Here is a 25288-nt window from a genome sequence, read left to right as displayed (position 1 = left end):
TACTTCAACGAGAAGCCGGATATACGGACGCAAACCATTTTAGTCAAAACAGCATGTTTACTCTTGCAATAATGGGGGAGACCATATACAGGCCCTAGGCTGAAAGAACCTTTTCAACAAGCTGGTTTTTCTGCTCCTGCGGCAAAAAACTTGCCTTAAAGCTATTTGCTACCAACGTACGAATTGTTTTTTCGTCAATACCCAGCGACTGGTGCAACGCTTCAAAATTGTCATTTAAGAAACCACCAAAATACGTAGGATCATCAGAGTTAACCGTGACCAGAAGCCCAGCATCAAGAAGCTGGACAATATTGTGGTCTTTCATGTCATCAATTACGCAAAGCTTGAGATTGCTCAACGGGCAAACAGTAAGTGGAATTTGTCTTTCTTTCAAGAGGTCCATAAGCGCCTCGTCTTCTTGGCAGCGCACACCGTGATCAATACGATCAACGTCCAATAGCTCGATGGCTTCCCAAATGTAAGATGCCGGTCCTTCTTCTCCAGCATGGGCGACAATTTTAAATCCCAGAGCTTTGGCTTTTTTGAAAACACGTTCGAACTTTGATGGCGGATGACCAAGTTCGGAGCTGTCTAACCCTACCGCCGTGATGTGCTCGTAGTAGGGCTCTGCTGCAGAAAGCGTTTCGAAAGCAGCATCTTCAGGTAAATGGCGAAGAAAAGACATGATTAAATAGCTACTGATACCGTATTCATCTTTTGCTTTTTCCATCGCTTTCAAAAAGCCTGGCATGAAAATATCGAAACCTATGTCACGCTCTGTATGGGTTTGCGGATCAAACATAATTTCTGTGTGGACGATATTGTCCTCATGACACCGCGTTAAGTATTCCCACATTAAAGCAAAGAAATCATCCTCATCGCGAAGCACGCCCGCCCCTGCATAATATAAGTCAAGGAAGCTTTGTAGATCTTCAAAGTTATACGCCGCTTCTATCTCTTCCACGCTAGCATAAGGAAGTGATACACTGTGCTTTTCAGCTAGGCGCCACATAAGTTCAGGCGTTAAGCTACCTTCTATATGCAGATGCAGTTCGGCCTTTGGAATGTTTTTAATTATTGATGACAGCGACATGGCCCCTCACTTATTTGCACCACAACAATGCAATGGCATTTAATTGGTGCGTAATAGTTTATCTTTAATGCTATCTGTAAACGAGTTCTATTGCTCATTTAGGTTTTGTTTGCGGTTTTTTTGACTTCATCTATGTTGATTACTAACCGTTTGGCTGGCTTTGTGCTGCCTGGCTAGTGACCTTGAGTCACGCAATGGCTATTAATTAGTCATTGTACTGAAAAGTAAGTTAGCACAAAACACACCAACAAGTTGACTAATTGGTCAGTTTATTGCTTTCAACGCACAAAACACACAATGAAATACTAACAGAGAACTCTTGATGTCCAACAACGTAATCGAACGGCTATTTAAGCTGCAGGAACACGGAACAACAGTAAGAACAGAGATTATCGCAGGTCTTACTACGTTCGCAGCCATGTCTTATATACTCGTGGTGAACCCAGGTATTCTTGGGTTAAGTGGCATGCCCGTAGAGGGCCTAATTACAGTGACAGCAATAGCGGCGTGTATTGGCACTTTAATGATGGCGCTAATGACTAACTACCCTATTGCGTTGGCACCAGGTATGGGCTTGAACGCCTTTTTCGCGTTTACCATTTGTCTTGGTCGTGAAATTCCATGGGAAGCAGCGCTTGGTATTGTTTTCTGGAACGGCATTCTCTTTTTACTCCTTTCTCTCACCGGAGTTCGAACCAAAATAGCCGAGTCTATACCTCCTTCTCTTAAAATCGGCGTGCAGTGTGGCATAGGTTTGTTCATTGCCTTTATCGGCCTTAAAAATGCGGGGCTGATTGTTGATAATCCCGCAACCTTCGTACAGCTTGGCGACCTTTCTGAGCCAGCAGTAATGTTAGCGCTCATCGGCATTATCTTTACTATCGTTCTTATGGTGAAACGCGTTACAGGCGCTATCTTAATCTCTATCGTAACACTCACCTTAATTGGTGCTTTTATCCCCACTGAAAACGGTACCTTAACTGCAACGCCTTCTGCTGTAGTTGGCATGCCAGAATCTATTTCAAACACCTTTATGGCAATGGACTTTTGGTACCCAATCGATCACCTTGCTGAAACGTGGGACCTCATTTTCGCACTTATGTTTGTGAACATGTTCGATACCATAGGTACCTTAATCGGCGTATCTCGAAAAGCCAATCTACTTACACCCGAAGGCAAGCTACCGAAAATTGGCTCAGCAATGACAGCCGATGCATCAGCGAGTATTGCTGGCGCATTAGTGGGTACATCTCCAGTAACTAGCTATGTGGAGTCCGCTACAGGCGTATCGGCGGGCGGCAGAACCGGGCTTACCGCAGTAGTGGTTTCTGTCTGCTTCTTACTCTCGCTATTTTTAACACCGCTAATGAAAGTTATCCCGCTGATGGCCACTACGCCAGCGCTATTGATGGTAGGTATTTTAATGATGGAATCGATTCGACAGGTTGATTTCGACGACTTAGGTGCGTTAGCCACTGCTTCTGTTGCACTTATCGCCATGCCGCTCACATTCAGCATTAGCGAAGGCATTGCCCTTGGTTTTATTACTTATGTTGGCATTAAGGTAGGTACGGGAAAATTTAAAGAAGTAACACCGCTCACTTATGCACTGGCGATTGTTTTCTTATTACGATACTTATTGGATTTAAAATAATTCAACGGCGCTTATTACGTGCCTGTAAGTTAACGCTTTAGATACAAAAAAGGTGGCTTTCAACGCCACCTTTCTTTTTAAACTAGGCAAGTGAAAAAGATATACGTTTACTTCAATCCATCGTAAGTGAAGGTAACGGCTTTATCACCCATAAATACGATTTTAACGTGCTTACTGTCTTCATTTCCCCATGTACATGCCATGGTACCCATTGTTTTTCCGCAGTTATCAGCTGAACCCAGAATTGCTTCAACTTCGTCCTGGGTCATTCCCATTTCTAACTTGTCATAGTTTTCTTTAGTCAGCTTTGAACATGCTGTCAGCGCTAGCGCCCCAAGGGCAATAATGGCTAGTTTTGTTTTCATGGTTTTGTCCTTTATTAAGTGAAGGCGATAGCGCTCCATTTGTTTCACTTTCGTCTCTTCACTTTACTGTACTTCAAATATAGTAGGCGTACTGTAAACGCTACGTACGCGGCTTGTCACCACCATCTTTAGGATGAAGCTCCAACCAGTGACGGGCAATTTGCTCTCGTGTCGCTAGCCATACTTTATCATGAGACTTAACGTACTCGATAAAGCGCTTAAGTGCGGCGAGTCGAGCAGGCCGTCCTATTATGCGATTATGAAGGCCGATAGATAGCATTTTGGGCGCTTCTTCTCCTTCTTCGTACAATACGTCAAACGCATCTTTTAAGTAGGTGAAAAACTGTTCCCCACTGTTGAAGCCCTGAGGCGTGGCAAAGCGCATATCATTGGTGTCTAATGTGTACGGCACCATTAATAACGGCTTGCTGTAATGGCAGTCGTAGTAAGGTAAGTCGTCAGCATATGAATCGGCGCAATATAAGATATCGTCGCGCTCTGCAATCAACTTCAGCGTATTCGGACTCGTTCTTCCTGTATACCAACCTACAGGTTTACTGCCCGTTAACTGCTCATGAAGAATAATCGCCTCATCAATTTGTTTACGCTCTTGCTCTTCGTCCATGTCTTGATAATGCACCCAGCGCATGGCGTGGCTGGCGATTTCCCAACCTGAATCCATCATGGCTTTTACGGCGTCAGGGTGTCGTTGCATAGCCATAGTGACGCCAAACACAGTAACGGGAATGTCGTATTTATTAAGCAAACGGTGTAAACGCCAAAACCCTGCACGACTGCCGTATTCGTAAATAGACTCCATGCTGAGGTGGCGGTCTTTATACGCTTGTGCGCCGATAATTTCCGATAGGAATATTTCCGACGCCTCGTCACCATGAAGCACGCAATTTTCGCCACCTTCCTCGTAATTTAATACGAACTGAATCGCGATTTTTGCTTCGCCCGGCCACTTTGCGTGAGGTACATGTTGACCATAACCAATCAGATCACGAGGGTAAACAGACTCTGTCATGCTACACCTCGAAGTTTTCTGGCACAGATAACCCACAGCCACCGAGCACGAGTTTTACCACTTGTTTTGTAGCGTCTTCAAAATCTGATTTTGTCATCTTTTTACCGCGTAGACGGGTTATTTGCGCAGAGAAGTCAGCATAGTGCTGGGTACTCGCCCAGATTGTGTAAAGCAAGTATTCACCTTCAACAGGTGGCAGTTTGCCGGCCTTTACCCATGCATCAATAACCGCAAGTCGCCCTTTCATCCAAAGCGCATGCTCTTCATCAAAGTAGCCACTTAAGTTTTGTGCACCATTGATAATTTCCATCGCAAAGATCTTAGAGGCCATTGGATGCGTTCGCGACACTTCCATTTTCTCGGCGATATAATTGGCGAGTACCTCGGCTGGGTCGTCTTCTACAGTGGCTTTATCAAAACGTGAGTTCCACAGCGAGAGGGTTTCTTCTAGTACCGCTACGTAGAGCTCTTGTTTTGTTTTGAAATAATACAAAACGTTAGTCTTAGGAAGTCCTGCTTCATCAGCAATTTTTTGTACTGCTGTGCCTTTGAAGCCAAACTGTGCAAAACATTTTTCAGCGGCTTGGAGTATTTTTCTTCTGTTCATAGCGCCAACGCCAGCGTCAGCACTTTTTACCTTCATCATTATTATTAAAATTCCTTTGCAATCTACTTTGCAAGCGCACGGGCAGTATAAATGCTGCATGCCTTTTCGATAGGTTAGCATTTATTGCCGACGAGTTGCTATGCTCTTATAGATCATACATACCCTATGCAGGGAGTGTTAACCATACTAAAACACGAATTACGCGAATAGTTCAAAACCTTGCACGAATCTTGCCTTATTCTTTATTAACAAATCGACGTAGTGCTTAGCAAAAGAAAAATAGAAAGGTATCACTTCTTTTTTTCCAATCAAATTTGCGCAAAATCATGGCCTTTTAGAACTCGGCCTTTTTTTATAAGCAATAAATTGACCAAATGGTCTACTTTTATTGAAAAAATACAGCTATATTAATGAATACAAGAATGAATATAACAAGAAGGTGTGAGTATGATTCGCTTTCTAATAAATAACGATGTCGTTGAATTAAATGAAGCGCGGGCCGACCTCACCCTTCTACAATTTATTCGCGAACATCGCAAAAAAACAGGCACAAAAGAAGGCTGTGCAGCAGGAGACTGCGGTGCATGTACCGTAGTACTTGTGGAACCAGCCTCCTCAAATAGCGCTGCAGAACTTAATTATCGAACAGTGAATAGCTGCATCACGCTAATGAGTGCAGTTCATGGGAAACAGCTTTTATTTGTTGAGCATTTGAACGATGGTAAACACTTACACCCCGTACAGCAGGCGTTAGTTGATCACCATGGTTCTCAGTGTGGCTTTTGCACACCTGGTTTTATCATGTCGATGTTTGCCTTATATCACAGCAATACAAAACCAAATCGCGACGATGTGCTGCACGCTTTATCAGGCAACTTATGTCGCTGCACAGGCTACCGCCCTATTATCGATGCTACGATGGAGGTGTGCGAACAAACACCTGTTGATCAATTCACTGCACGCCAAGCTGCCACCCTTTCTACATTACTGTCATTATCTGGTGAGAAACCCACTGGTACGGGCAATATCCATACGCCAACGTCTCGCGAAGAACTGAAGACTCTGATTCTAGCGCATCCAGCTGCACAACTAGTCGCTGGCAGCACGGATTTAAGCCTTCAGTTCACGCAACAGCTAAAAGATGTAGAAACGCTTATCAGTGTGACGCATATTGATGCACTAAAACAATGCACCAAAAGCGAGCATTCTCTTATTCTTGGTGCAGCTGTACCGCTAAATGATGCGGCACCTTTATTACTAAATGCATTTCCGCAAGTGGCTGAGCTTGTTACCCGATTTGCCTCGTTGCCTATCCGCAATCAGGCTACCATTGGCGGTAACGTGGCTAACGCTTCCCCTATTGGTGATATGCCACCGTTACTACTCGCGTTGAATGCCATACTGCATTTAGATAACGGCGAGAGCGTTCGTATGATCCCAATTAGCACATTCTTCACAGGCTATCGCGAGACCATGCTGGCGAAAGATGAATGGATAAGTGCAATAGAAATACCATTGAAACAGCCCAATCAAGCATTAGCTGCATATAAGATATCGAAACGATTTGAAGATGATATTTCTGCAGTATGCGCCGTATTTAATGTCACACTCGACAACGGCAAGGTAGAAGCCATTAGCAGTGGCTTTGGTGGTGTAGCAGCAGTTCCGTCAACCTGCAATGCGTTAGAAAACGTTTTGAAAGGTAAGCAGTTCGCTAGCAACGAATGTTTAACGTTGGGCAAACAAGTCTTATTCGATGCATTTTCACCTATCGATGATGTGCGCGCTACAGCCCAATACCGTAAAACTGTTTTAGCTAACCTGTGGCATCGCTTCTGGTTAGAGAACCAAACAGCAAACCAAATTGAAACACGGGTGGTGCAGCATGCGTAAGTTAATTGATGCCCCTAATCCACTGCAACAAAACGACAAGCAAAGTGTCGTTCATGTATCTAAAAAACACGAGAGCACAACACGCCAAGTACAAGGCAGCGCAAACTATGTTGACGATGTTATTGAACCTCAAGGCACTCTTTATGCTGCAGTTGGTGTAAGCCAATGCGCAAAAGGTACGATTAACTCGATAAATCTTGACGCTGTTCGTCAAAGTGAAGGTGTTGTAGATGTCATAACGATTGACGACGTACCTGGCCATAAAGATATTGGCCCCGTGTTCGAAGGCGATCCGTTACTTGCTAATGGCGAAATTAAATTTTTTGGTCAGCCAGTCTTTGCAGTGCTTGCCACTTCGGTAAACCTTGCCCGACAAGCTGCGCTAAAAGGGAAAGTAGAGGTGAGTGAAGCCAAACCTATACTTAGTGCCGAAGCTGCGCACCAGCAGCAAACGTTTGTGCGTCCCCTACATCGGTTCGGCCAACATACTGACCGCGTTGAAAGTACATTTGAAAAAGCGATCCACCAAGCACATGGTACGCTCAGTATTGGTGGACAGGAACATATGTACTTAGAAGGACAAGTGAGCCTTGCGATCCCTGATGAAGAAGATCGCATGAAAATCTATACGTCTAGTCAACATCCCAGTGAGGTACAAAAACTCGTTGCCGAAGTACTCGATGTAAAATTGCACCGTGTAATGGTAGACATGCGACGTATGGGCGGCGGCTTTGGCGGAAAAGAAACGCAAGCCGCGCAATGGGCCTGTATAGCGGCTCTGCTGGCATCGCGCAATCAATGTGCGGTTAAGCTTCGCTTACCACGCTTCACCGATATGCATGTTACTGGCAAACGTCACCCATTCGAAAACGAGTTCGACGTGGCCTTTGACGGGACAGGTAAAGTTGAAGCCACCCGCATGACAATCAACGGTATTTGTGGGCACTCGCCTGATTTATCTGACGCCATTGTCGATAGAGCCATGTTCCATGCGGACAACGGTTATTTCTTAGGTGATAGCGACATTGTTGGTCACAGATTGCAAACCAATATGGTATCGCACACCGCTTATCGAGGCTTTGGCGGACCGCAAGGCATGATTATGGCTGAAGCCATGATTGATAAAATTGCCCGTGCTATTGGCAGCGACCCCCTATCGGTAAGAAAACGTAATTTATACGGCCCCACGACAGGTAGTTTTACCCCCTACGGAATGAAGGTAGAACATAACCTTCTGCCCGATATGATTGCCGAGCTAGAAGAAACCGCTCAGTATTGGCAGCGCCGTGAAGCTATTGCAGCCTTTAACCGCGAAAGCCCGGTGATTAAGAAAGGTTTAGCGCTAACGCCTGTTAAGTTTGGCATTTCATTTACCGCGAAGCATTTAAACCAAGCTGGCGCTTTGGTGCACATTTATACTGATGGTAGTATTCAGGTGAACCATGGTGGTACTGAAATGGGCCAAGGGCTTCACACCAAAATAGGCCAAATTGCAGCCAATGAATTTGGACTAGATTTGGATATGATTGAAGTCACTGCTACACGCACTGACAAAGTACCTAACACTTCACCAACAGCAGCTTCAAGCGGCACTGACTTAAACGGAAAAGCCGTACAAAATGCGTGTATTACGCTAAAAGCCCGTTTGGCCGAGTGCTTTGCCAAAAGCTTAGGTCTAGAGGACCGCGCTGGCGACGTGCTATTCATTAATGAGCACGTGGTATTGGATGAGCACAAAATTACCTTTACCGAGCTTGTGCAGCAAGCGTATTTTGCTCGTGTATCTTTGTCTTCAAGCGGTTTCTACAAAACCCCAAAATTACAGTATAACCGCGACACCGGTGAAGGCCGTCCGTTTTTCTATTTTGCCTATGGCGTCTCAACGAGCGAAGTCTCTGTCGATACACTTACCGGTGAATATACGGTAGATAAAGTTAACGTACTCCACGATGTTGGCAACAGTCTTAACCCTGCCATTGATATTGGCCAAATAGAAGGCGCGTTTATTCAAGGTATGGGTTGGCTTACCACAGAAGACCTTAAATGGAATGAAGCGGGTAAGCTGATAAGTGAAAATATGGCGACCTATAAAATTCCAGCTATTGGCGATACGCCAAAAGAGTTTAATGTGAAGCTGTTTGGTAGAAAGAACGCTGAAGATAGCATTTACCACTCAAAAGCGGTTGGCGAGCCACCATTTATGCTGGCTATTTCAGTGTGGTGCGCCCTTAAAGACGCCATATCTAGCCTATCTGGCTACACAGTTGATCCGCAGCTAGATACACCAGCCACACCAGAACGGGTGTTAAATGCAGTAAGTGCTATGCAGCAGTCGTCCAGTCGAGGCGGTGTTTTATGACACTCACGGCAGCAAAGTCATCTCGCGCACCCCAATCATTTCGTGCAACAAACTGGTATGAGGGAATAGCCGAATGCCAAGCGCGTAATGAAGGCTATGTACTTGTGACTGTGGTTGGCACTGCAGGCTCTACGCCTCGTGAACCCGGTAGTAAAATGGTGGTTACCGCTTCACAAAGCATCGATACCATTGGCGGCGGGCACCTTGAGTTTGATGCCATTGCCCGCGCACGAGAGTACCTTGCAAAGGGCGAAGCATGCACTGAACTTCACAGCTACCCGTTAAGCAGTTCTTTAGGACAGTGCTGCGGCGGCGCAGTAAAGGTGCTATTTGACGTGTGTAACCTTCATCAGCAGCACATCGCCATTTTTGGTGCTGGCCATGTTGCAAAAGCACTGGTGCCTATTTTGGCTCAATTGCCTGTACGCATTTCGTGGATAGACAGTCGCGAGGAACTGTTTCCATCGTCTTTGCCAGCCAACGTGCACAAAGTCGTGGAAGAAGCACCAGAGAGCGAAGCTAGACACCTTGATGAGAACAGTTGGCTGATTATACTCACCCACGATCATCAATTGGACTATCGCATTACAGAGCAGGCGTTAAAGCAACCTTCCCTCCCCTTTGTTGGGTTAATTGGTTCAGACACCAAAGCAAAGCGCTTTATTACCAAGCTGACTCAGCGTGGGTTTGACGACAACGCGCTGGCAAGGCTATTTACGCCAATAGGTAACCGAGATATTCCTGGCAAGCAACCAATTGAAGTTGCCGTTTCTATATCTGCGCAAATTATCGAGCGTCTTCATGTAAAAGAAGTAACGGCGGGCAACAGTAACAAATACAGTGAGAAACCCGCTATAGCGTTTCACAAAGAAAAGGACACCATCAGTGATACTTAAAGAATTAAATACGCTAAGCGCTGAAGAGGCGTCATCTTGGTTTGAGCAATGCTGCGCGGCGAAAACCTGGGTTTATCAAATGGTAAAAGCACGCCCCTACAGCGACAAGAATGCTCTTGTTAATCAAGCGAAGAGCGCGTGGGCCAAATGCAGTGATGACGACTACCTTGAAGCTTTTACGGCACACCCCATGATTGGCGACGTTGATTCGTTGCGCAAAAAGTTTGCAAATACCAAAGCCATTGCTGCGGGCGAGCAGTCGGGTACAGCCAGCGCGTCCGAGGCCGTTTTACGCCAGTTAAAAGAAGCCAATCACGCCTATTTAGACAAGCACGGGTTTATCTTTATTATTTGTGCCACCGGTCTTTCTGCGCAGACTATGTTAGAAGCATTACAAGCTAGGCTACCTAATACCACACAGCAAGAGATTACCAATGCTGCTGCAGAGCAAATAAAGATAACCCTATTGCGTATTAACAAAGCGCTGGATTAACCCCCGAATTTTCAAAAATATGGTCAATACGCATTGAATAGTTTTTAAGGAAAACAGTATGAATACGCTTTCTAGCCACGTACTCGACACTACATTAGGTAAGCCAGCACAAGGCATTGCCCTTACACTTACACTACCTGACGGTAGCACCCTTTCGGGTGAAACGGATAATGACGGGCGTTTTAACAACTGGGGCGTTGAAGACGGTTTTGCCGCAGGCGTTTATACCCTGCGCTTTCACTGCAAGCCTTACCTTGTAGAAACGCATGGCAAAAGTTTCTACCCACACATTGATATTACATTTGAACTTGATGAGAATGGCGGTCATTATCATGTGCCACTTCTAATCTCTCCATTCGGTTTCAGCAGCTACAGGGGCAGCTAACAAACATGCAGCTTTTTCGTGCAAGCATTGCGCACTTTCCTAACCAAACTACACAGTTCGATAATGACATCGCTATATTCAAAGACGGTGGTTTGTTAGTAGACAATAAAGAAATAAAAGACATTGGCACATTTGAAGAGATAGCAAAGCGCTACCCGGCTGCCACTGTGACAGATTTTTCAGGCAAGTGGATTTTGCCAGGTTTAATAGACAGCCACCTGCATTATCCGCAAACACAGAGCATAGCTCATTATGGCGAGCAGCTGTTGAGCTGGCTTGAAAACTATACGTTTCCCACAGAAATGCAGTTTGCTGACAGTGAACACGCTAAAACCATTGCTAATGTATTTTTACGCCAATTGCTAAAGAACGGTACTACCACAGGTTTTGTTTTTACTACGGTTCATAAAAGCAGTAGCCACGCATTATTTAGTGCAGCAAGCGAAATTGATATGGCAATTGTGGCCGGTAAAGTATGTATGGACAGGAATTGCCCTAGTGCGCTTAATGACTGCGCCGACACAGCACAAGCTGACAGTGCAGAATTAATCGAAGCTTGGCATAACAAGGGCCGCAACCGCTATGCGCTAACGCCCCGTTTTGCGCCAACCAGTACTGAAGCTCAGCTTGCTGCATTAGGGGAACTTGCCAAGCAGTATCCCGACGTTTTCATTCAAACACACTTGTCTGAGAACTTAGACGAGATTGCATGGGTGAAGAGCTTATTCCCTAAAGCGGACGGCTATTTAGATGTATATGACACCTACAGCCTTGTGCGTGAACGTGCGGTGTTTGGCCATGGCATTCACCTTACGCCTAACGAATGGGCACGCTTAGGCGAAAGCGGCGCTACGGTGGCCTTCTGTCCGACATCTAACCTGTTTTTAGGAAGTGGCCTTTTTGATATGACCGCAGCGCGTGCTAACAAGGTCCATGTGGCCATGGCCACCGATGTGGGTGCAGGCACTACGTTTAACATGTTTAAAACCTACGGCGATGCATACAAGGTTAGTCAATTGCGCAGCGAGCCCATCAGCCCGTTAGAAGGCTTTTATCTTATGACCCAAGGCGCGGCCGTAGCTCATGCGCTTGATCATGAAATAGGCAACTTAAACCCAGGCACCACCGCTGACTTTATCGTTGTTGAGCCTAGGTTTGACGAATTGACACAATTGAGAATAAAAGAAGACGCGGACTTTGACGATGTGTTTTTTGCCTTGAGTATTTTAGGTGATGACCGCGCTATCGACCAAACGTGGATAAGCGGCACCTGCCGCTATAAAAAAGAACATCATTAATAACAGGCTGCTGTAGGGCCTTTGGGCCCTGAATAAGGAGAACAATAATGCCGTGGCTAGATTGGTTAAGTTTATTTGTACGTTGGTTCCACGTTGTAGCGGGTGTAGCGTGGATTGGCGCGTCGTTTTACTTCATTTGGTTGGATAACAATCTACGCACGCCACCTAAATGGAAACAGGACAAAGGTATCAAAGGCGACTTATGGGCTATTCACGGTGGCGGTTTTTATGAGGTTGCCAAATACGCCTATGGCCCAGAGAAAATGCCAGAAACACTGCACTGGTTTAAGTGGGAAGCCTATACTACGTGGTTGTCGGGCTTCGCACTACTCATAATTATTTATTACTTTGGTGCTAGCGCTTATCTTATAGACCCTTCGGTAAACGCCATGTCACCGACCACGGCAATATCTTTAGGTTTAGGGTTAATCTTTGGCGGACTAGCCTTATACGAATTTGCTTGTCGTAGCCCATTGGCAAAATATCCACTCGCCTTCGGTATTGGATTAGTCGCGCTTGTTTGTATTGTTAGCTACCTGTCTACCCAGTGGTTTAGCGGTCGCGGTGCCTATATTCACGTTGGTGCGCTTATTGGCACTATCATGGCAGGGAATGTCTTTTTCAACATCATGCCGAACCAGCGCAAAATGGTAGCAGCTGTAGCCGATAAGAAAGATATTGATCCTAATTGGGGGGCGAGCGCTAAATTGCGTTCGGTACACAATAACTACTTTACGCTGCCACTGCTGTTTATCATGATTTCAAATCATTATCCCATGACGTATCAACACCCGCAAAATTGGCTGGTACTCATTGCGATAATGGCCGCTGCCGCTTGGATACGTCATTTCTTTAACTTGCGTCACGTGGGCACCACTAAACCTGGTATTTTAGTGTCTGGCGCAGTCGCCATGCTAGCAATCGCCCTATGGGTGTCATGGCCACAGTCGCCATCACATACATCGAATGAAGGACATGAAGATGTGAGCCTTGTCGATGAAGTAGGTAAAAAAGTAACAGCTAACAATGCAGTCGCTCAAGCGAGTTCTGAAGTAAGCAATGAGCGCGTAGTACGCTTAATTACAACCCATTGTGTGGGCTGCCACTCGCGCACGCCAACCGACGATATCTTTAAAGTCGCGCCTTTAGGCGTAGTATTAGATACATGGGAAGATATTGAAAGGTTTGCGCCACAAGTGGTTCGAAGAACCTCTGTGACCAAAGACATGCCATTTTTAAATAAGACAAAAATGACAGACGAAGAGCGTCAGGAAATAGCGCGCTGGTTCGCTCAAAGGGAAAGATAAAATGGCGAAAGCGGTGTAGATATCGAGTCTCAGGAATAGCTGTCTACATCGCTTTATCAATCGCGGTTAAAACTTGCTGATAACGCTTTTTTCCGTACATTACCTCGTCGGCCTTATCTAGCCACTCCTGCACAGTTTCAATGCCTTCGCTCCACTCAACCCAGCCAGCACTGAAGCCAATTGGTACTACCTTATTGCCATCTACATTAACTTCAAAGTCGCTTTGGGCAACCCGATTGAAAAAAACTTCGGTCTCTTTTTCATTGGTTCCATACAGCAAGATCACAAATTCATCGCCACCAATACGACCGAATCTATCACTATCACGCAGCAAACCACTCATTCTTTCAGAGAACTCAACAAGCGCCTTGTCTCCTACATTGTGACCGTATTTATCGTTAATTTCTTTGAATTTGTTTAAGTCTATATAAACGAGCGTTGACGTTTGTTGGCCACGACCCATACGAGAAATTTCGTCGCTTAACTGGCTAAATATCTCTCTCCTATTTGCAAGTCCAGTGAGCGAGTCGGTTTTCGACAGGTGCTCTAATTTAGTGACGGCGCTCAACAAAGCTTGCTGCTGCGTTTTCTCTCTTGTTATATCGTCGGCTGTGCCTAAAATAAGCGACTGCATTTCACGGTCGTCAAATATCAAGCTTCCGCGATCGTGAAGGTACTTCACTTCGCCTTTCGAGTCGTTTATACGATATTGAATATCCCAATTCTGCAAAGGGCGTTGACTGAACAGTTTTAACACCCGTGCTTTATCATCTTCATGTACATGATCAATAAAGCTCATAGGGTTACAGTAAAGTTCGTACTCGCTGCGACCGAATATGTTTGAATAGCCATCGTTAACGTATTGCAGTTTAGACAAGTCTGGCGTCGCCACCCATATAAACGTTCTATCAGAAAATGCGCTAACAATTTTGCTAAACAAGGCATCAACTTGAAAGAGCTCAGACTGGATGCGCTTTTTCTCGTCGATATCTTCCACAATAGAAATAAAATAGTCTGGGTTGCCGCGCTGATCTCTTACTAAAGACACTGTTAACTTCGCCCAAACTTGCTCCCCATCGCGCCTTACATATCGCTTTTCAATCGCATAGTCATCGATATCACCTGCCATCAGGCGCTCTAAGTAACTTAGATCTTCATCAAGATAATCTGGCGCAGTTAATTCTTGAAAGGTTAACGTCGTTAGTTCTTCATCAGAATATCCTAAAAAATCACACAGTCGCTTATTTACACGTATAAAGCTTCCATCCACGCTTATGTGAGCGAGCCCAACAGGACAAAAGTGAAAAGTTTTTTCAAACATAGGGCATCGCCCCGTTCGGTAATAGCATTCCGTCGCCTCAAGAGTTGGCACTCAAAGGATAATGAGCACCCTTTTATACTTTAGTATAAATCATTATAGATTAACTTTTTTCATTCGCTAAAAAATGCATCTAAGAAAAAGGCTTAGATAGCGTCTAACTGCGACATAGCGGTAAAAGGCATTTGATGGTGGAGATTGCTTTTCACCTGAAAAAAGTTGCTAGTCAGCTTTAAACGCTAACCATTACTCCGTTAGTTGCCTATGTTAGCGTTTTTTCTCAATAGGACAGTAAAATGATCGAGTTTTCAGTCGTAATCTATTCTCAACCAAACCAACAAGATGCACTTTTAGACGCATTGTTACCCTTGGTTAAATCAAGCCGAGAAGAAGTCGGCGCAGTGATGTATGACCTACATGCAAGTGAAGAGGGTGTGTTTGTTATTACGGAGAAATGGCAATCTCAGGATGCCCTTGATGCTCATGAAGCTACTGAACACTTTGTTGGTTTCCAAGAAAAAGCCGGAGAGCTTGTTGAAAAAGTACTTCGATTACCGCTAGTGTCGGTCTAGCGCTTTATAAAGCAAATGTGGTGAGATAAATGCTCACCGCTAGCGGTATTTAATCATTCGTGTGGTTTTCAGACCAGACTCTTAGCTGTTCAAGAATATCTAGCGCTGAGCGCCCAAACTCGGTGAGACTATAAGCAACCGCAATTGGGCGAGAGTCAATAACGTTGCGGTTCACCATACCGTTGTTTTCCAGCTCTTTAAGGCGCTGATCAACCATCTTCCGGCTGGCGCCGCCAAGCATTCTACACAGGTCGTTAAATCTAACAGGCTCATCTTTGAGATGATAAATAATAGAACCCGTCCACTTTCCACCAATTAGGCGCATTCCACGCTCTATAGCACAAGGCTCTGTACAAGTATCTAGAACGGTTTTTCTACCCTTAGCGTCTGTTTTTATTTCACTTCTCATCTATTTTCCTAAAAAAGCCACCTAGTTACTAAAAGTATACTAATTGTTTGTTTGAACAAGGTAACTAAAATAGACCACATAAGCAAGTTTGGCCTCTAGTATACCTTTAGTTAATTAGTCTAACTCCAATTCGAAAGGTTCACGGCTATCTCTGAGAATTAGGTAGAGCACTAGGCGCCAATCAAGCAACTAATGCATACCATTAGAAATGGTAGTGAGCGCTCAATACAAACGATTCTGAACCAGGGTTCGTGTCCCCTAGCCCGCCGTTAGAAATGTGGCCAATTTCAGCTTCTAGCGAAAATGATTCAGAAAAATTGTAGAGTCCGGAAAGTGATGAATAGAATTCAATGGTGTCGCCTAAATTTTCAGATTCATCAACAATGCCCGCGTGAAAGGCAACGCGTACTGAAAAGTCATTGTATTTGTAGACATCTTTTGCCAAACCCGCTGCGAAGTAATGTTGGCCTTGGTCCGCATTAACCAGAAGTACGGTAGGTCGTAAACCGTAAAACGAGTCCAGCGGTTTATGAATGTAGGCGACGTGCAATGCGTAACGGTCTGCGTCATCAAACAAGTTCCATACCGCAGCCCCAGCTTTAAGCTCACTTCCTTGCGGCAGGGCTTGAGTAGAAAGAGAAACAAGGGGAGAAAGTAAAGATAATGCAAGTGCGAGTGTTTTTACTGGTGTTTTCATGTTTATACTGTCCTAGGGCCTGCTGACCTTTGCTGTACAATTTTGCAGCGGTCTGTGTGCCATCTAGACAAGACGAATGTTTGACGGTCTAGTGGTTCTAAATCGAAAACAATCAACGCAGTATAGGTGGCACACAGGCGCTGCCCAAAGGGGTCGTCATGGAAGCCTTTTACTCTTTGTTACAGTCCTTTAACTTAGCCCACTAGGCTTGCAGGACTGTTTCGCGATTAAAAGGCTTCTATCTAGACCAAAATTTGTACATCAAAGGTCAACAGGCCCTAATCAAAAGTTAAAAATAGTGTTCCGTCGACGCTTCTGTTCGAAGCTGTTTTTATACGTGAGTACATAATGGTAATCAGGTTACTTTTTTCAACCTAATAAATATTAGTAACCTTATAACTTTGAGGAAAAACACATTCTTATTTGCTCTAAACGTACAGATTGAATTAATGAATAACCTAGGGTCTTTTGACCTTTGCCGTGTTTTGCACATCAACAATCAACGGCTCCTTATCGCTCAACGAGAGCTGGCTGTAGCACTGAGTAGAAATGTATGACTGACGAGAACATCATTGAAAGCAATGTAGAGAGCGCTAAGAAAAGTAAGAAAGTACTGGTTCTCTTTGCCCACCCCGCGCAAACCCGTTCAGAAGTAAATGTGCCGCTTTTTCACGAAGCAAAAATGAATAAACACGTTACTGCTGTTGACTTGTATGCAGAGTATCCAGATTTCAATATTGATATTGAACGGGAGCAGCAGCGTTTAATCGATCACGATGTCGTTGTTTTTCTGTTTCCACTTTACTGGTATTCCACACCTTCAATCTTAAAAGAATGGCAAGATTTAGTGTTGGAATATGGTTTTGCCTATGGGCATGAAGGCACTGCACTTAAAGATAAATTATTTCTTTGCGCATTAAGTGCAGGCGGTAAGGAAGAAGCCTATCAAACTGATGGCTTTAATCATTACACCATCAGGCAACTGCTCCAGCCTTTAGAGCAAATGGCTCAGATCACGCACATGACCTACATTGCTCCTTTTGCGATCTTTGGCTCTCGTACTGCGCGAGAAGAGCATCGCGTTGCTGAACATAGAGGCAAGTGGACAACCTTGCTAAACAAATTGACCACTAACACCCTGAATCTAGAAAAAGCAAAGCACATCGAGAATCTCGCAGACCTTTGTACATCGCAAGGAGAGTAACGTGACTGGCTATTTCTTATATGCATTTATCTATCTGGTCGCCGCCGTAATTGCAGTGCCCATTGCGAAGCGTCTTGGATTAGGGTCTGTACTAGGCTATTTAATAGCAGGGCTAGTGATTGGCCCGATATTTGGCCTTGTTGGTGACGAAACTGTTGCCATTCAACATTTTGCTGAATTCGGTGTAGTCATGATGCTGTTTTTGGTTGGGCTAGAACTAGAGCCTCGCTCGCTGTGGGCGATGAAGTCAAAACTAATGGGATTGGGCGGCCTTCAGTTAGCGTTAACCACCGCCCTTATCACAGGCGTAGCCATATTGCTTGCTCAGCCTTTTAGCATTGCCCTTACAATAGGCCTTATATTCGCCCTTTCTTCAACCGCCATTGTTTTACAAACGTTGCAAGAAAAAGGGCTGCAAAAAACGGAAGGAGGCAAAAGCGCTTTTTCTGTACTGCTGTTTCAGGATATCGCGGTTATTCCCATGCTTGCGCTTATCCCCCTCCTTGCCATACCAGAACTGGTCGAAGCAGGAAATGCACATGGCGGCGATACAGGGTCACACGATAGCTTTAATTTAGTTGAAGGGCTTGCCCCTTGGGCTTCAGGTCTCGTGATCATTAGCTCAATTGCCTTTTTAACCATCGGAGGACACTACTTAAGTCGCCCCTTATTTAAGTTTGTTGCTGCGTCGGGTTTACGGGAAATTTTTACCGCCACTGCGCTCATGCTCATTATAGGAATTGCAGCACTAATGGGACTTGTAGGTCTCTCTCCCGCCCTTGGTGCATTCTTGGCTGGTGTAGTTTTGGCAAACAGTGAATTCAGACATGAACTTGAAGCTAATATCGAGCCGTTTAAAGGCTTATTGTTAGGCCTCTTTTTTATTACGGTAGGCGCTGGCATTAACTTCTCTGTAATTAGTGAGAGCCCAATGCTAATAGCAGGGCTAACCGTAGCTGTTATGCTTGTGAAAGCCATTGTGCTGTTTATCATCGCCTTAATTTTTAAAATAAAAGGCACTAACAAATGGCTGTTCACACTAAGCCTTGCTCAGGCGGGTGAATTTGGCTTTGTGCTATTAAGTTTTGCCTCGCAAAACTATGTGCTTCCTAGCGACATTATTTCTGTTCTCTCGCTTGTTGTTGCCATTTCAATGTTCCTAACGCCAGGACTTTTTATTCTTTTCGACAAGGCCATCATTCCTCGCTACAAAAACGCGAAATCACAGCGAGCTGAAGATGAGATTGACGAGAAAGGCACAGTAGTTATTGCTGGAATTGGGCGCTTTGGACAAATCATTAACCGTCTTTTAGTAGCCAACGGTGTTAATACCGATGTGCTTGATATTCGCTCTGAGCAAATAGACCTTATCAGACGGATTGGCACCAAAGCCTATTTTGGCGATGCATCCAAACCAGACATTTTGCATACTGCTGGCGCCCATGAAGCATCGTTACTAGTTATTGCTATAGACGATAAAGAAACCGCTGCCGAAATGGTGAAATACGCCAAGCACGCCTTTCCTAATATTAAAGTGCTTGCGCGTGCCTTTGACCGCGGCCATGGGTATCGCTTGCGTCAGTTGGGCGCAGATTTTGTGGTATCTGAAACGTACCACAGCGCTCTTGAGATGGGCGCAGAGGCACTTCGCTCACTCAATATTCACCCTTTCCAAGTTGAGCGACAAAAAATGGCGTATAAAAATATTGAGGCTCAGCAAAACGATGTGCTGTATCACGCGTGGGCAGTTGAGGCCAGAGGAGAACGAGTAGACAATAATTATCTAAAACTCTTTATTGAACTTGAGTCGCTAATCGAAAATGCGCTAAAAGCAGATTTACACGACAAGCATTCGAAAATGCGTGGCTGGACGCCACCACCGAAAGGCTATGCTGAAATACTCGCGCCCGATGAGAAACCTGATAAGGGTGAATTGTGAGCTAGCCAACGGCATTTCGAGAGGGTAATTGTCTTATAGTGACCGGACACCCACGAATGTTCATGGGCGATAGCGTACTATCGCCTTGTAAAAATAAACAAAAAGATGATCGAAAAGAGAAAAAAGCACTATAACCTGTATGTATATCAAACTTGTCGTATATTGGCTTTTTATCTTTCACGTTCAGAAGTTGACACGCGCCTTGTACAAGATAACCCATTGCCTTAGTGGGAATAAAAAGTGGTCTATTTAAATGGAGAGTTACCATGTTGTCTGAAAAAAGTCTCATTCACAGCTTAGCCCTGCGCACTGTGATGGTATTTACTGCACTCGCTGGGTTAAGTGCATGTGAAGAAGCCCCCACGCCTCCCAAAGCAGTCTCATCAACACCGGTAACGCTTTACAAAGTGCAGCACTCAGACGAAACCATCGCTAAATTCCCGGGGCAAGTGGAAGCGGCTGAGTATTCAAACCTTTCGTTTCGCATTGGCGGCAAACTCCAAGAACTCAAAGTAAAAGCGGGTGAAGAAGTTAAAGAGAACCAGCTTATCGCTAGACTTGATGATAGAGACGCGAAAGCACAGTTAGCCACTGCCCAGTCTCAGTTTGACGTGTCATCGGCTATGTTTGAACGCATGGAGGCTTCCGTTGAAAAAGGCGCGGTAAGCCGCTCTACGTTTGATGAAGCGAAAGCCAATTTTTTAGCCGCTAAAGCCAGTCTGACCAACGCCCAGGATCAACTAAGCTATACGGAGCTTCGCGCACCGTTTGCGGGGCTTATTGCGTCTGTTCCTGTTGAAAATTACCAAGTCATTGTGCCTCAGCAGACCATTGCCGAGCTTCATATGCCGGGCGCTATCGACGTTACGTTTCAATTGCCAGAGCAAAAAATGCGCATGATTGATCGCTCACGAGCCCGTGAAAACCGTACATCTGAAATGGCATGGGTCAGCTTTTCAGGTATGCCAGACAAGCGTTACGCGGCCATGTATAAGGATCACGAAAGCACCACGCGACAAGGCGAACTTAGCTATGAGGTAACAATTACTCTGCCAGAACCAGACGACATCAATGTTCTAGCGGGCATGAGCGCCACCGTATTACTTGATATGTCGAAACTCATTGAGTCTAACGCGAAGCTTTGGCTAGTACCTTTTGGTGCGGTGGTTACTGACAATGCAGATCCAGACAAAGCAATTGTATGGCGTTTTAAGCCAAGTGATAGCGACGCGACGAAGGGCACTGTAGAAGCAGTAGAAGTGATGATTACGCGCGGTATTTCCAACGGTCTGTTAGTTGAAGGCCCGCTAAACGACGATGATAAAATCGTTGCTGCTGGAGCTCATCTTGTAAAAGAAGGCCAAGCTGTTACGGAGTGGACGAAAGAAGGGGGCCTATAAGCCATGGTCGAGTATTTTTTTCGTCAAAAAGTAATTAGCTTGATGGTCGCCATCATCTTGGGTGTTGGCGGCATTGTGACTTTTCTTGGCTTAGGTCAGCTAGAGTTTCCCGAATTCACCATTAGAAATGCTCTGGTTATTACTCAATACCCAGGGGCAACGCCTGAGCAAGTTGAGGAAGAAGTTACGCTGCAGCTTGAAAAGGCGATTCAGCGTATACCCAACGTAAAACGAATCAGCTCAGTAAACATGGTTGGGCTATCGCAAATTACTGTTGAGCTTAAAAGTAGTGTCCAGGCCAAGGACCTAGAGCAATACTGGGACAACTTGCGTCGTAAAGTGGGCGATGCACAAGCATCACTGCCACCTGGTACCAGCACCTCGATTGTAAATGATGACTTTGGTGACGTATTTGGCCTGCTGCTTACTCTTAAAAGCGAAGACTACTCCCTTAAGCAAATGGAAGACTTTGCAGATTTAATGCAGCGAGAGATCCAGCTTGTTGACGGTGTAAAAAAGGTGTCGATTGCCGGTACCGTTAATGAACAAATTATTGTGTCGTTAGATCACGATAAAATGAAAACCCTAAATGTTTCTGCAGAATCCATTGCAGGCCTTTTAACCGCGCAGAATGTAGTGGGCAACGCGGGTTCGATCAAGGTTCAAGGCAAACGCCTGTCCATACAGCCCACTGGCGAATTTGATAACCTAGAGGCGTTAGGTCAGGTGGTAATTGGCTCACCTGCAAGCGGCCTTATTCGCTTAACAGATATCGCAACTATTGAGCGCAAGCTTAACGATACCCCTTCAATCCTTTATCACAGTTCTGGCACGCCGGCCCTGTCAATTGGTGTATCGTTCGCGTCGGCGGTAAATGTAGTTGATGTAGGTAAACGACTTGATAGCAAAATTGCCGAGCTAGAGCAGCGTATGCCCCTGGGTATGACGCTAAATACCGTTTACAACCAGCCCACAGTGGTCGACGATTCTGTAACTGGCTTTCTTATCAACCTTGTTGAAGCCGTGGCCATCGTTATTTTCGTGCTGCTACTTTTCATGGGCTGGCGCAGTGGCGTTCTGATGGGGCTCATTCTTGTGCTTACCATTCTTGGCACTTTTATATTGATGTCGGTAAAAGGCATTGAGTTGCAAAAAATCTCCTTGGGTGCGCTTATTATTGCTCTTGGCATGTTGGTCGACAACGCCATCGTGGTAACCGAAGGCATGTTGATTGGTGTGAGAAAAGGACAAACCAAGCTTCAGGCGGCAAAAGACGTGGTATCGCAAAATGGGTTGCCGCTGCTTGGCGCGACTGTGATTGCCATTACCGCTTTTGCGCCAATTGGTCTATCGCCAGATGCCACAGGTGAATTCGTCGGCTCCCTCTTCTGGGTACTTTGCTTTTCGCTTTTCTTAAGTTGGATCACCGCACTTACCATTACCCCCTTCTTTTTCGACTTACTGTTTAAAACTGAAAAAGAGCGCGGTGCTAATGACGAAGATGACGACCCATATAAGGGCATTATTTTTACGGTATACAAGCGTGTGCTTACTGCTGCTATCAATCATCGTTACGTGACAATTGTACTGGTACTTGTTGCATTAGTAGGCAGCATGGCGTCAGGTAAATTCGTAAAAAATGCATTTTTCCCAGATTCATCCACACCGCTGTTTTTCGTCGATTTGTGGTTGCCTGAAGGTAGCGACATCTTAACCACCGAGCAGTCTATTCGTCGCTTAGAAGACAACGTGTTAGGCATGGAGAATATTGCCAACGTAACAAGCGTTATTGGCGGTGGAGCACAGCGCCTTACCCTCACCTATGCGCCAGAAGACAGATACGCCAGTTATGGTCAGCTTATCGTTGAAACTGATACGGTTGAGTCTCGTGATGCTCGTATGCGAGAAATTATCGAGCTGGTGCGAGAAGACTTCCCTAATGTGCAATACAAGGTAAAAGCACTTCAAGTAGGCCCTTCTGCAAAAGCGGCAATTGAAGCGAGAATCTACGGACCAGAGCCTGAAGTTTTGCGTGAGATAAGCAGCGACATTGAAGCGATATTTCAAGCAGAGAAAACCATGGACAGCGTTCGCTTGTCGTGGAGCAACAAAGTCCCATTTGTTGAACCTGTGTTTCTGGAAGAACAAGCCAGGCGTATCGGCGTAACGCGAGATGCCGTTCACACCGCATTTTTACTGAACAATGAAGGTGAGACTGTGGGCCTTTACCGCGAAGGTAGCGATTTAATACCTATTGTCATGCGCAACGATCCAAACCAGCGCTATGACATAGATAACCTCGCCTCACTCAACGTATGGAGCCAAGAGCAAGGTAAATATATAAGCATGGCTGATGTTATCAGCAATGTGGATGTATCGCTTGATAACCCTATCATCAAACGCCGCAACCGGGTGCGGATGCTGGCGGTTTATGCAGAGCCCATGCCTTTATCCGGTGAGACGGCTGCGAGCGTGCAAGCTAAAGTTCGCCCTCTTGTAGAAGAGCTTCAACTGCCTGATGGCTACCATATTGAATGGGGCGGCGAATACGAGACCTCAACAGACGCGCAAAGCGCCCTATTTGCAAGTATGCCTATTGGTATATTAGGTATGTTCATTATCACCGTTTTGCTGTTTGGCAAGCTTCGTCAGGCGTTAGCGATATGGGGCGTAATTCCACTCACCACTATCGGCATTATTGGCGGGTTGGTGCTAGTTGGTGCATCCTTTACGTTCATGGCGCTGCTCGGCAGCTTAAGCCTTATTGGTATGGTGCTTAAAAACGGAATCGTATTAATGGAAGAAATAAACGTACAGGCAAAGGGTAACAGTGGCGCATTCGATGCCGTAGTAGCCGCGTCAGTATCTCGTGTACGTCCCGTTTCAATGGCAGCCATCACCACCATACTGGGTATGATCCCGCTGTTTTCTGATGCGTTCTTCGCGTCAATGGCAGTTGTTATTGTATTTGGTCTGACCGTTGCCACCGTACTTACACTGCTCATATTGCCTGTGCTGCACTGTACGTTCCACGGTATAAAGTCAGAATAAAAAGTACGCACTACAAATTCAATTAGTTGTGCGCTAGTTCGTGTAGGTAGCGCAAAAACGGTGCGGACCTAATATTGTTAACAGCCAGCATGAGGAGAGTCTACTCATGCTGGCTGCATACTATCGCTTAGCTGCAATCTATCCTTCTCAACAACAACTACACCCAACAGTTTACTTTTAACAAATTTAGTCTATTATGTGTAAACTACACTGTGCAGTATACTTTTTATTTAAGGTGAGAGCATGCCCGTTTTTAATCGCACACGCTTTCTTGTTGGAGTTTTATTTATGACATCTTTCTGTGGTTCTTCAAACACCCTTGCTGCAAGCGCGTCGCAACCTGAAAAATTCACTAATACTCATATTGAATATAAAACGACGTGGCGAGACATGTGGAAAGTCACCAAAGCGTATTTTCGTGACAATAGAGATGCTGCAACGCCAACGTTTGACATACCCGTGTCGGCACTTACACCACAGATGCTTGACGCAGTTGCGGAAGACAGCGTGATAAAGCTGGGGCACTCTACTACCCTATTGAAACTTGCCAAACGTTATATCTTGATCGATCCGGTCTTTAGTGAACGTGCTTCTCCCGTCCAATGGATGGGACCCAAGCGTTTCCACCAAGCGCCAATTTCACTGGAAGATTTGCCTAAATTAGATGCCGTTATCATAAGTCACGATCATTACGACCATTTAGATAAGGGCAGTATTGAAATACTAAAAAACAAAGTCGACGTGTTTATTACACCGCTAAAAGTAGGCAATCATTTACGTGACTGGGGTGTGGATGCAAATAAAGTTGTTGAGCTAAATTGGTGGCAAAGTACAAAAGTGAGCGACGTTGAAATAGTGGCCACACCGTCTCAGCATTTCTCAGGGCGAGGTTTATTTGATAGAGACGAAACTCTTTGGGCAAGTTGGGTTATCAAATCTGCAAATACCAACATCTTTTACAGCGGTGACTCGGGCTATTTTGACGGATTTAAAGCCATTGGTGAAAAGTACGGTCCGTTTGATTTATCGATGATTGAAACCGGTGCGTACAACGAGCTATGGTCTGACATTCACATGCTGCCTGAAGAGAGCTTGCAAGCCCATATTGATATTCAAGCTAGTGTCATGATGCCCGTGCACAACAGTACCTTTGATTTAGCACTACATAATTGGAATGAGCCTTTAATAAAAATCACAGACCTTGCTGGTGCTAAGGGTGTTCCCACCAGTATTCCTATCTTTGGCGAAGTTGTTCCAGTTAAGGGTGCAGGCGAAGCTCCGAACAAAACGTGGTGGTTAGACGAAAGGTGAGTAGCTA

General features: G+C 45.2%; 21 protein-coding genes. 14 read left to right on the top strand and 7 right to left on the bottom strand.

Annotation, left to right across the window (positions count from 1 at the left end; all coding sequences use genetic code 11):
* Positions 1–94: 94 nt before the first annotated feature.
* On the bottom strand, positions 95–1093 hold the full coding sequence (locus tag MHM99_RS16515; RefSeq protein WP_239220181.1) for an adenosine deaminase: 999 nt from the start codon (positions 1091–1093) through the stop codon (positions 95–97).
* 322 nt (positions 1094–1415) lie between these two features.
* Here MHM99_RS16515 and MHM99_RS16510 point away from each other — a divergent pair, with 322 nt between their 5' ends.
* Complete coding sequence (locus MHM99_RS16510) at positions 1416–2747, top strand: NCS2 family permease (protein WP_014949076.1); 1332 nt, start codon at positions 1416–1418, stop codon at positions 2745–2747.
* 107 nt (positions 2748–2854) lie between these two features.
* On the opposite strand, the gene bamE is transcribed toward MHM99_RS16510, so the two are convergent.
* The 3 genes from bamE to MHM99_RS16495 all read right to left on the bottom strand — a co-directional run bounded on the left by bamE (position 2855) and on the right by MHM99_RS16495 (position 4788).
* A complete protein-coding gene (gene bamE / locus MHM99_RS16505) occupies positions 2855–3112 on the bottom strand; it encodes an outer membrane protein assembly factor BamE (RefSeq protein WP_239220180.1) in 258 nt (85 codons plus the stop codon).
* 100 nt (positions 3113–3212) lie between these two features.
* On the bottom strand, positions 3213–4142 hold the full coding sequence (gene puuE / locus MHM99_RS16500) for an allantoinase PuuE (protein WP_014949074.1): 930 nt from the start codon (positions 4140–4142) through the stop codon (positions 3213–3215).
* 1 nt (position 4143) lies between these two features.
* Positions 4144–4788 carry a TetR/AcrR family transcriptional regulator gene (locus MHM99_RS16495; RefSeq protein ID WP_014949073.1) on the bottom strand — a complete coding sequence of 215 codons (645 nt, stop codon included), beginning with the start codon at positions 4786–4788 and terminating at the stop codon, positions 4144–4146.
* A gap of 408 nt (positions 4789–5196) precedes the next feature.
* Between MHM99_RS16495 and xdhA the strand changes: the two genes are divergently transcribed.
* Genes xdhA through MHM99_RS16460 form a run of 7 tightly spaced genes read left to right on the top strand, consistent with a single transcriptional unit; the run spans position 5197 to position 13380 of the window.
* On the top strand, positions 5197–6642 hold the full coding sequence (gene xdhA, locus MHM99_RS16490) for a xanthine dehydrogenase small subunit (protein ID WP_239220179.1): 1446 nt from the start codon (positions 5197–5199) through the stop codon (positions 6640–6642).
* Positions 6635–9001, top strand: a complete 2367-nt coding sequence (xdhB, locus tag MHM99_RS16485; RefSeq protein WP_239220178.1) for a xanthine dehydrogenase molybdopterin binding subunit — start codon at positions 6635–6637, stop codon at positions 8999–9001. The genes xdhA and xdhB overlap by 8 nt, the downstream gene beginning before the upstream one ends.
* A complete protein-coding gene (gene xdhC / locus MHM99_RS16480) occupies positions 8998–9897 on the top strand; it encodes a xanthine dehydrogenase accessory protein XdhC (protein WP_239220177.1) in 900 nt (299 codons plus the stop codon). Before xdhB ends, xdhC begins: the two co-directional genes overlap by 4 nt.
* Positions 9887–10390, top strand: a complete 504-nt coding sequence (uraD, locus tag MHM99_RS16475; RefSeq protein ID WP_061485521.1) for a 2-oxo-4-hydroxy-4-carboxy-5-ureidoimidazoline decarboxylase — start codon at positions 9887–9889, stop codon at positions 10388–10390. Before xdhC ends, uraD begins: the two co-directional genes overlap by 11 nt.
* A 58-nt stretch (positions 10391–10448) precedes the next feature.
* Complete coding sequence (uraH, locus tag MHM99_RS16470) at positions 10449–10775, top strand: hydroxyisourate hydrolase (protein ID WP_014976192.1); 327 nt, start codon at positions 10449–10451, stop codon at positions 10773–10775.
* Positions 10776–10780: 5 nt separating this feature from the next.
* On the top strand, positions 10781–12073 hold the full coding sequence (gene guaD, locus MHM99_RS16465; RefSeq protein WP_049588801.1) for a guanine deaminase: 1293 nt from the start codon (positions 10781–10783) through the stop codon (positions 12071–12073).
* Positions 12074–12120: 47 nt separating this feature from the next.
* Positions 12121–13380 (top strand): urate hydroxylase PuuD, encoded by a 1260-nt coding sequence (locus MHM99_RS16460; protein ID WP_239220176.1) that lies wholly within the window; start codon positions 12121–12123, stop codon positions 13378–13380.
* A 43-nt stretch (positions 13381–13423) separates the two neighbouring features.
* Here MHM99_RS16460 and MHM99_RS16455 read toward each other — a convergent pair whose 3' ends face one another.
* A complete protein-coding gene (locus MHM99_RS16455; protein ID WP_049588799.1) occupies positions 13424–14701 on the bottom strand; it encodes a diguanylate cyclase in 1278 nt (425 codons plus the stop codon).
* A 293-nt stretch (positions 14702–14994) separates the two neighbouring features.
* Between MHM99_RS16455 and MHM99_RS16450 the strand changes: the two genes are divergently transcribed.
* Positions 14995–15270: an antibiotic biosynthesis monooxygenase gene (locus MHM99_RS16450; protein ID WP_014949064.1), complete on the top strand. Its 276-nt coding sequence runs from the start codon at positions 14995–14997 to the stop codon at positions 15268–15270.
* 49 nt (positions 15271–15319) lie between these two features.
* Here MHM99_RS16450 and MHM99_RS16445 read toward each other — a convergent pair whose 3' ends face one another.
* Both MHM99_RS16445 and MHM99_RS16440 read right to left on the bottom strand, forming a co-directional pair.
* Positions 15320–15679: a helix-turn-helix domain-containing protein gene (locus tag MHM99_RS16445; RefSeq protein WP_239220175.1), complete on the bottom strand. Its 360-nt coding sequence runs from the start codon at positions 15677–15679 to the stop codon at positions 15320–15322.
* Between the two features lie 202 nt (positions 15680–15881).
* Entirely contained in the window at positions 15882–16376 is a 495-nt protein-coding gene (locus MHM99_RS16440; RefSeq protein ID WP_101564083.1) for an acyloxyacyl hydrolase, read from the bottom strand.
* A gap of 553 nt (positions 16377–16929) precedes the next feature.
* On the opposite strand from MHM99_RS16440, the gene MHM99_RS16435 reads away from it, so the two are divergent.
* The 5 genes from MHM99_RS16435 to MHM99_RS16415 all read left to right on the top strand — a co-directional run bounded on the left by MHM99_RS16435 (position 16930) and on the right by MHM99_RS16415 (position 25281).
* Positions 16930–17580, top strand: a complete 651-nt coding sequence (locus tag MHM99_RS16435) for an NAD(P)H-dependent oxidoreductase (protein ID WP_061094732.1) — start codon at positions 16930–16932, stop codon at positions 17578–17580.
* Between the two features lies 1 nt (position 17581).
* Positions 17582–19519, top strand: coding sequence for a monovalent cation:proton antiporter-2 (CPA2) family protein (locus MHM99_RS16430; protein WP_187447037.1), 1938 nt, complete (start codon positions 17582–17584; stop codon positions 19517–19519).
* A 266-nt stretch (positions 19520–19785) separates the two neighbouring features.
* Complete coding sequence (locus MHM99_RS16425; RefSeq protein ID WP_061094730.1) at positions 19786–20919, top strand: efflux RND transporter periplasmic adaptor subunit; 1134 nt, start codon at positions 19786–19788, stop codon at positions 20917–20919.
* Between the two features lie 3 nt (positions 20920–20922).
* Positions 20923–23970, top strand: a complete 3048-nt coding sequence (locus MHM99_RS16420; protein ID WP_168463486.1) for an efflux RND transporter permease subunit — start codon at positions 20923–20925, stop codon at positions 23968–23970.
* A gap of 288 nt (positions 23971–24258) precedes the next feature.
* The gene (locus MHM99_RS16415; protein ID WP_239220174.1) at positions 24259–25281 is read left to right on the top strand and encodes an MBL fold metallo-hydrolase; all 1023 of its coding nucleotides are present in this window, start codon (positions 24259–24261) and stop codon (positions 25279–25281) included.
* Positions 25282–25288: the final 7 nt, after the last annotated feature.

Origin of the sequence: Alteromonas sp. MmMcT2-2 (assembly GCF_022348305.1) — a bacterium.
In the GTDB taxonomy this organism is placed as follows: domain Bacteria; phylum Pseudomonadota; class Gammaproteobacteria; order Enterobacterales; family Alteromonadaceae; genus Alteromonas; species Alteromonas macleodii.
Note: the sequence above shows the minus strand (reverse complement) of the source record. Positions and strands in the feature narration are given on the sequence as shown.

Coding starts and splice junctions, on each gene's coding strand:
- MHM99_RS16495 (WP_014949073.1), bottom strand. CDS start 4,788: ATGATGAAGGTAAAAAGTGCTGACGCTGGCGTTGGCGCTATGAACAGA.
- puuE (WP_014949074.1), bottom strand. CDS start 4,142: ATGACAGAGTCTGTTTACCCTCGTGATCTGATTGGTTATGGTCAACAT.
- xdhA (WP_239220179.1), top strand. CDS start 5,197: ATGATTCGCTTTCTAATAAATAACGATGTCGTTGAATTAAATGAAGCG.
- MHM99_RS16420 (WP_168463486.1), top strand. CDS start 20,923: ATGGTCGAGTATTTTTTTCGTCAAAAAGTAATTAGCTTGATGGTCGCC.
- MHM99_RS16450 (WP_014949064.1), top strand. CDS start 14,995: ATGATCGAGTTTTCAGTCGTAATCTATTCTCAACCAAACCAACAAGAT.
- xdhC (WP_239220177.1), top strand. CDS start 8,998: ATGACACTCACGGCAGCAAAGTCATCTCGCGCACCCCAATCATTTCGT.
- bamE (WP_239220180.1), bottom strand. CDS start 3,112: ATGAAAACAAAACTAGCCATTATTGCCCTTGGGGCGCTAGCGCTGACA.
- MHM99_RS16425 (WP_061094730.1), top strand. CDS start 19,786: ATGTTGTCTGAAAAAAGTCTCATTCACAGCTTAGCCCTGCGCACTGTG.
- MHM99_RS16455 (WP_049588799.1), bottom strand. CDS start 14,701: ATGTTTGAAAAAACTTTTCACTTTTGTCCTGTTGGGCTCGCTCACATA.
- MHM99_RS16415 (WP_239220174.1), top strand. CDS start 24,259: ATGACATCTTTCTGTGGTTCTTCAAACACCCTTGCTGCAAGCGCGTCG.
- guaD (WP_049588801.1), top strand. CDS start 10,781: ATGCAGCTTTTTCGTGCAAGCATTGCGCACTTTCCTAACCAAACTACA.
- uraH (WP_014976192.1), top strand. CDS start 10,449: ATGAATACGCTTTCTAGCCACGTACTCGACACTACATTAGGTAAGCCA.
- MHM99_RS16435 (WP_061094732.1), top strand. CDS start 16,930: ATGACTGACGAGAACATCATTGAAAGCAATGTAGAGAGCGCTAAGAAA.
- MHM99_RS16515 (WP_239220181.1), bottom strand. CDS start 1,093: ATGTCGCTGTCATCAATAATTAAAAACATTCCAAAGGCCGAACTGCAT.
- MHM99_RS16510 (WP_014949076.1), top strand. CDS start 1,416: ATGTCCAACAACGTAATCGAACGGCTATTTAAGCTGCAGGAACACGGA.
- xdhB (WP_239220178.1), top strand. CDS start 6,635: ATGCGTAAGTTAATTGATGCCCCTAATCCACTGCAACAAAACGACAAG.
- MHM99_RS16440 (WP_101564083.1), bottom strand. CDS start 16,376: ATGAAAACACCAGTAAAAACACTCGCACTTGCATTATCTTTACTTTCT.
- MHM99_RS16445 (WP_239220175.1), bottom strand. CDS start 15,679: ATGAGAAGTGAAATAAAAACAGACGCTAAGGGTAGAAAAACCGTTCTA.
- MHM99_RS16460 (WP_239220176.1), top strand. CDS start 12,121: ATGCCGTGGCTAGATTGGTTAAGTTTATTTGTACGTTGGTTCCACGTT.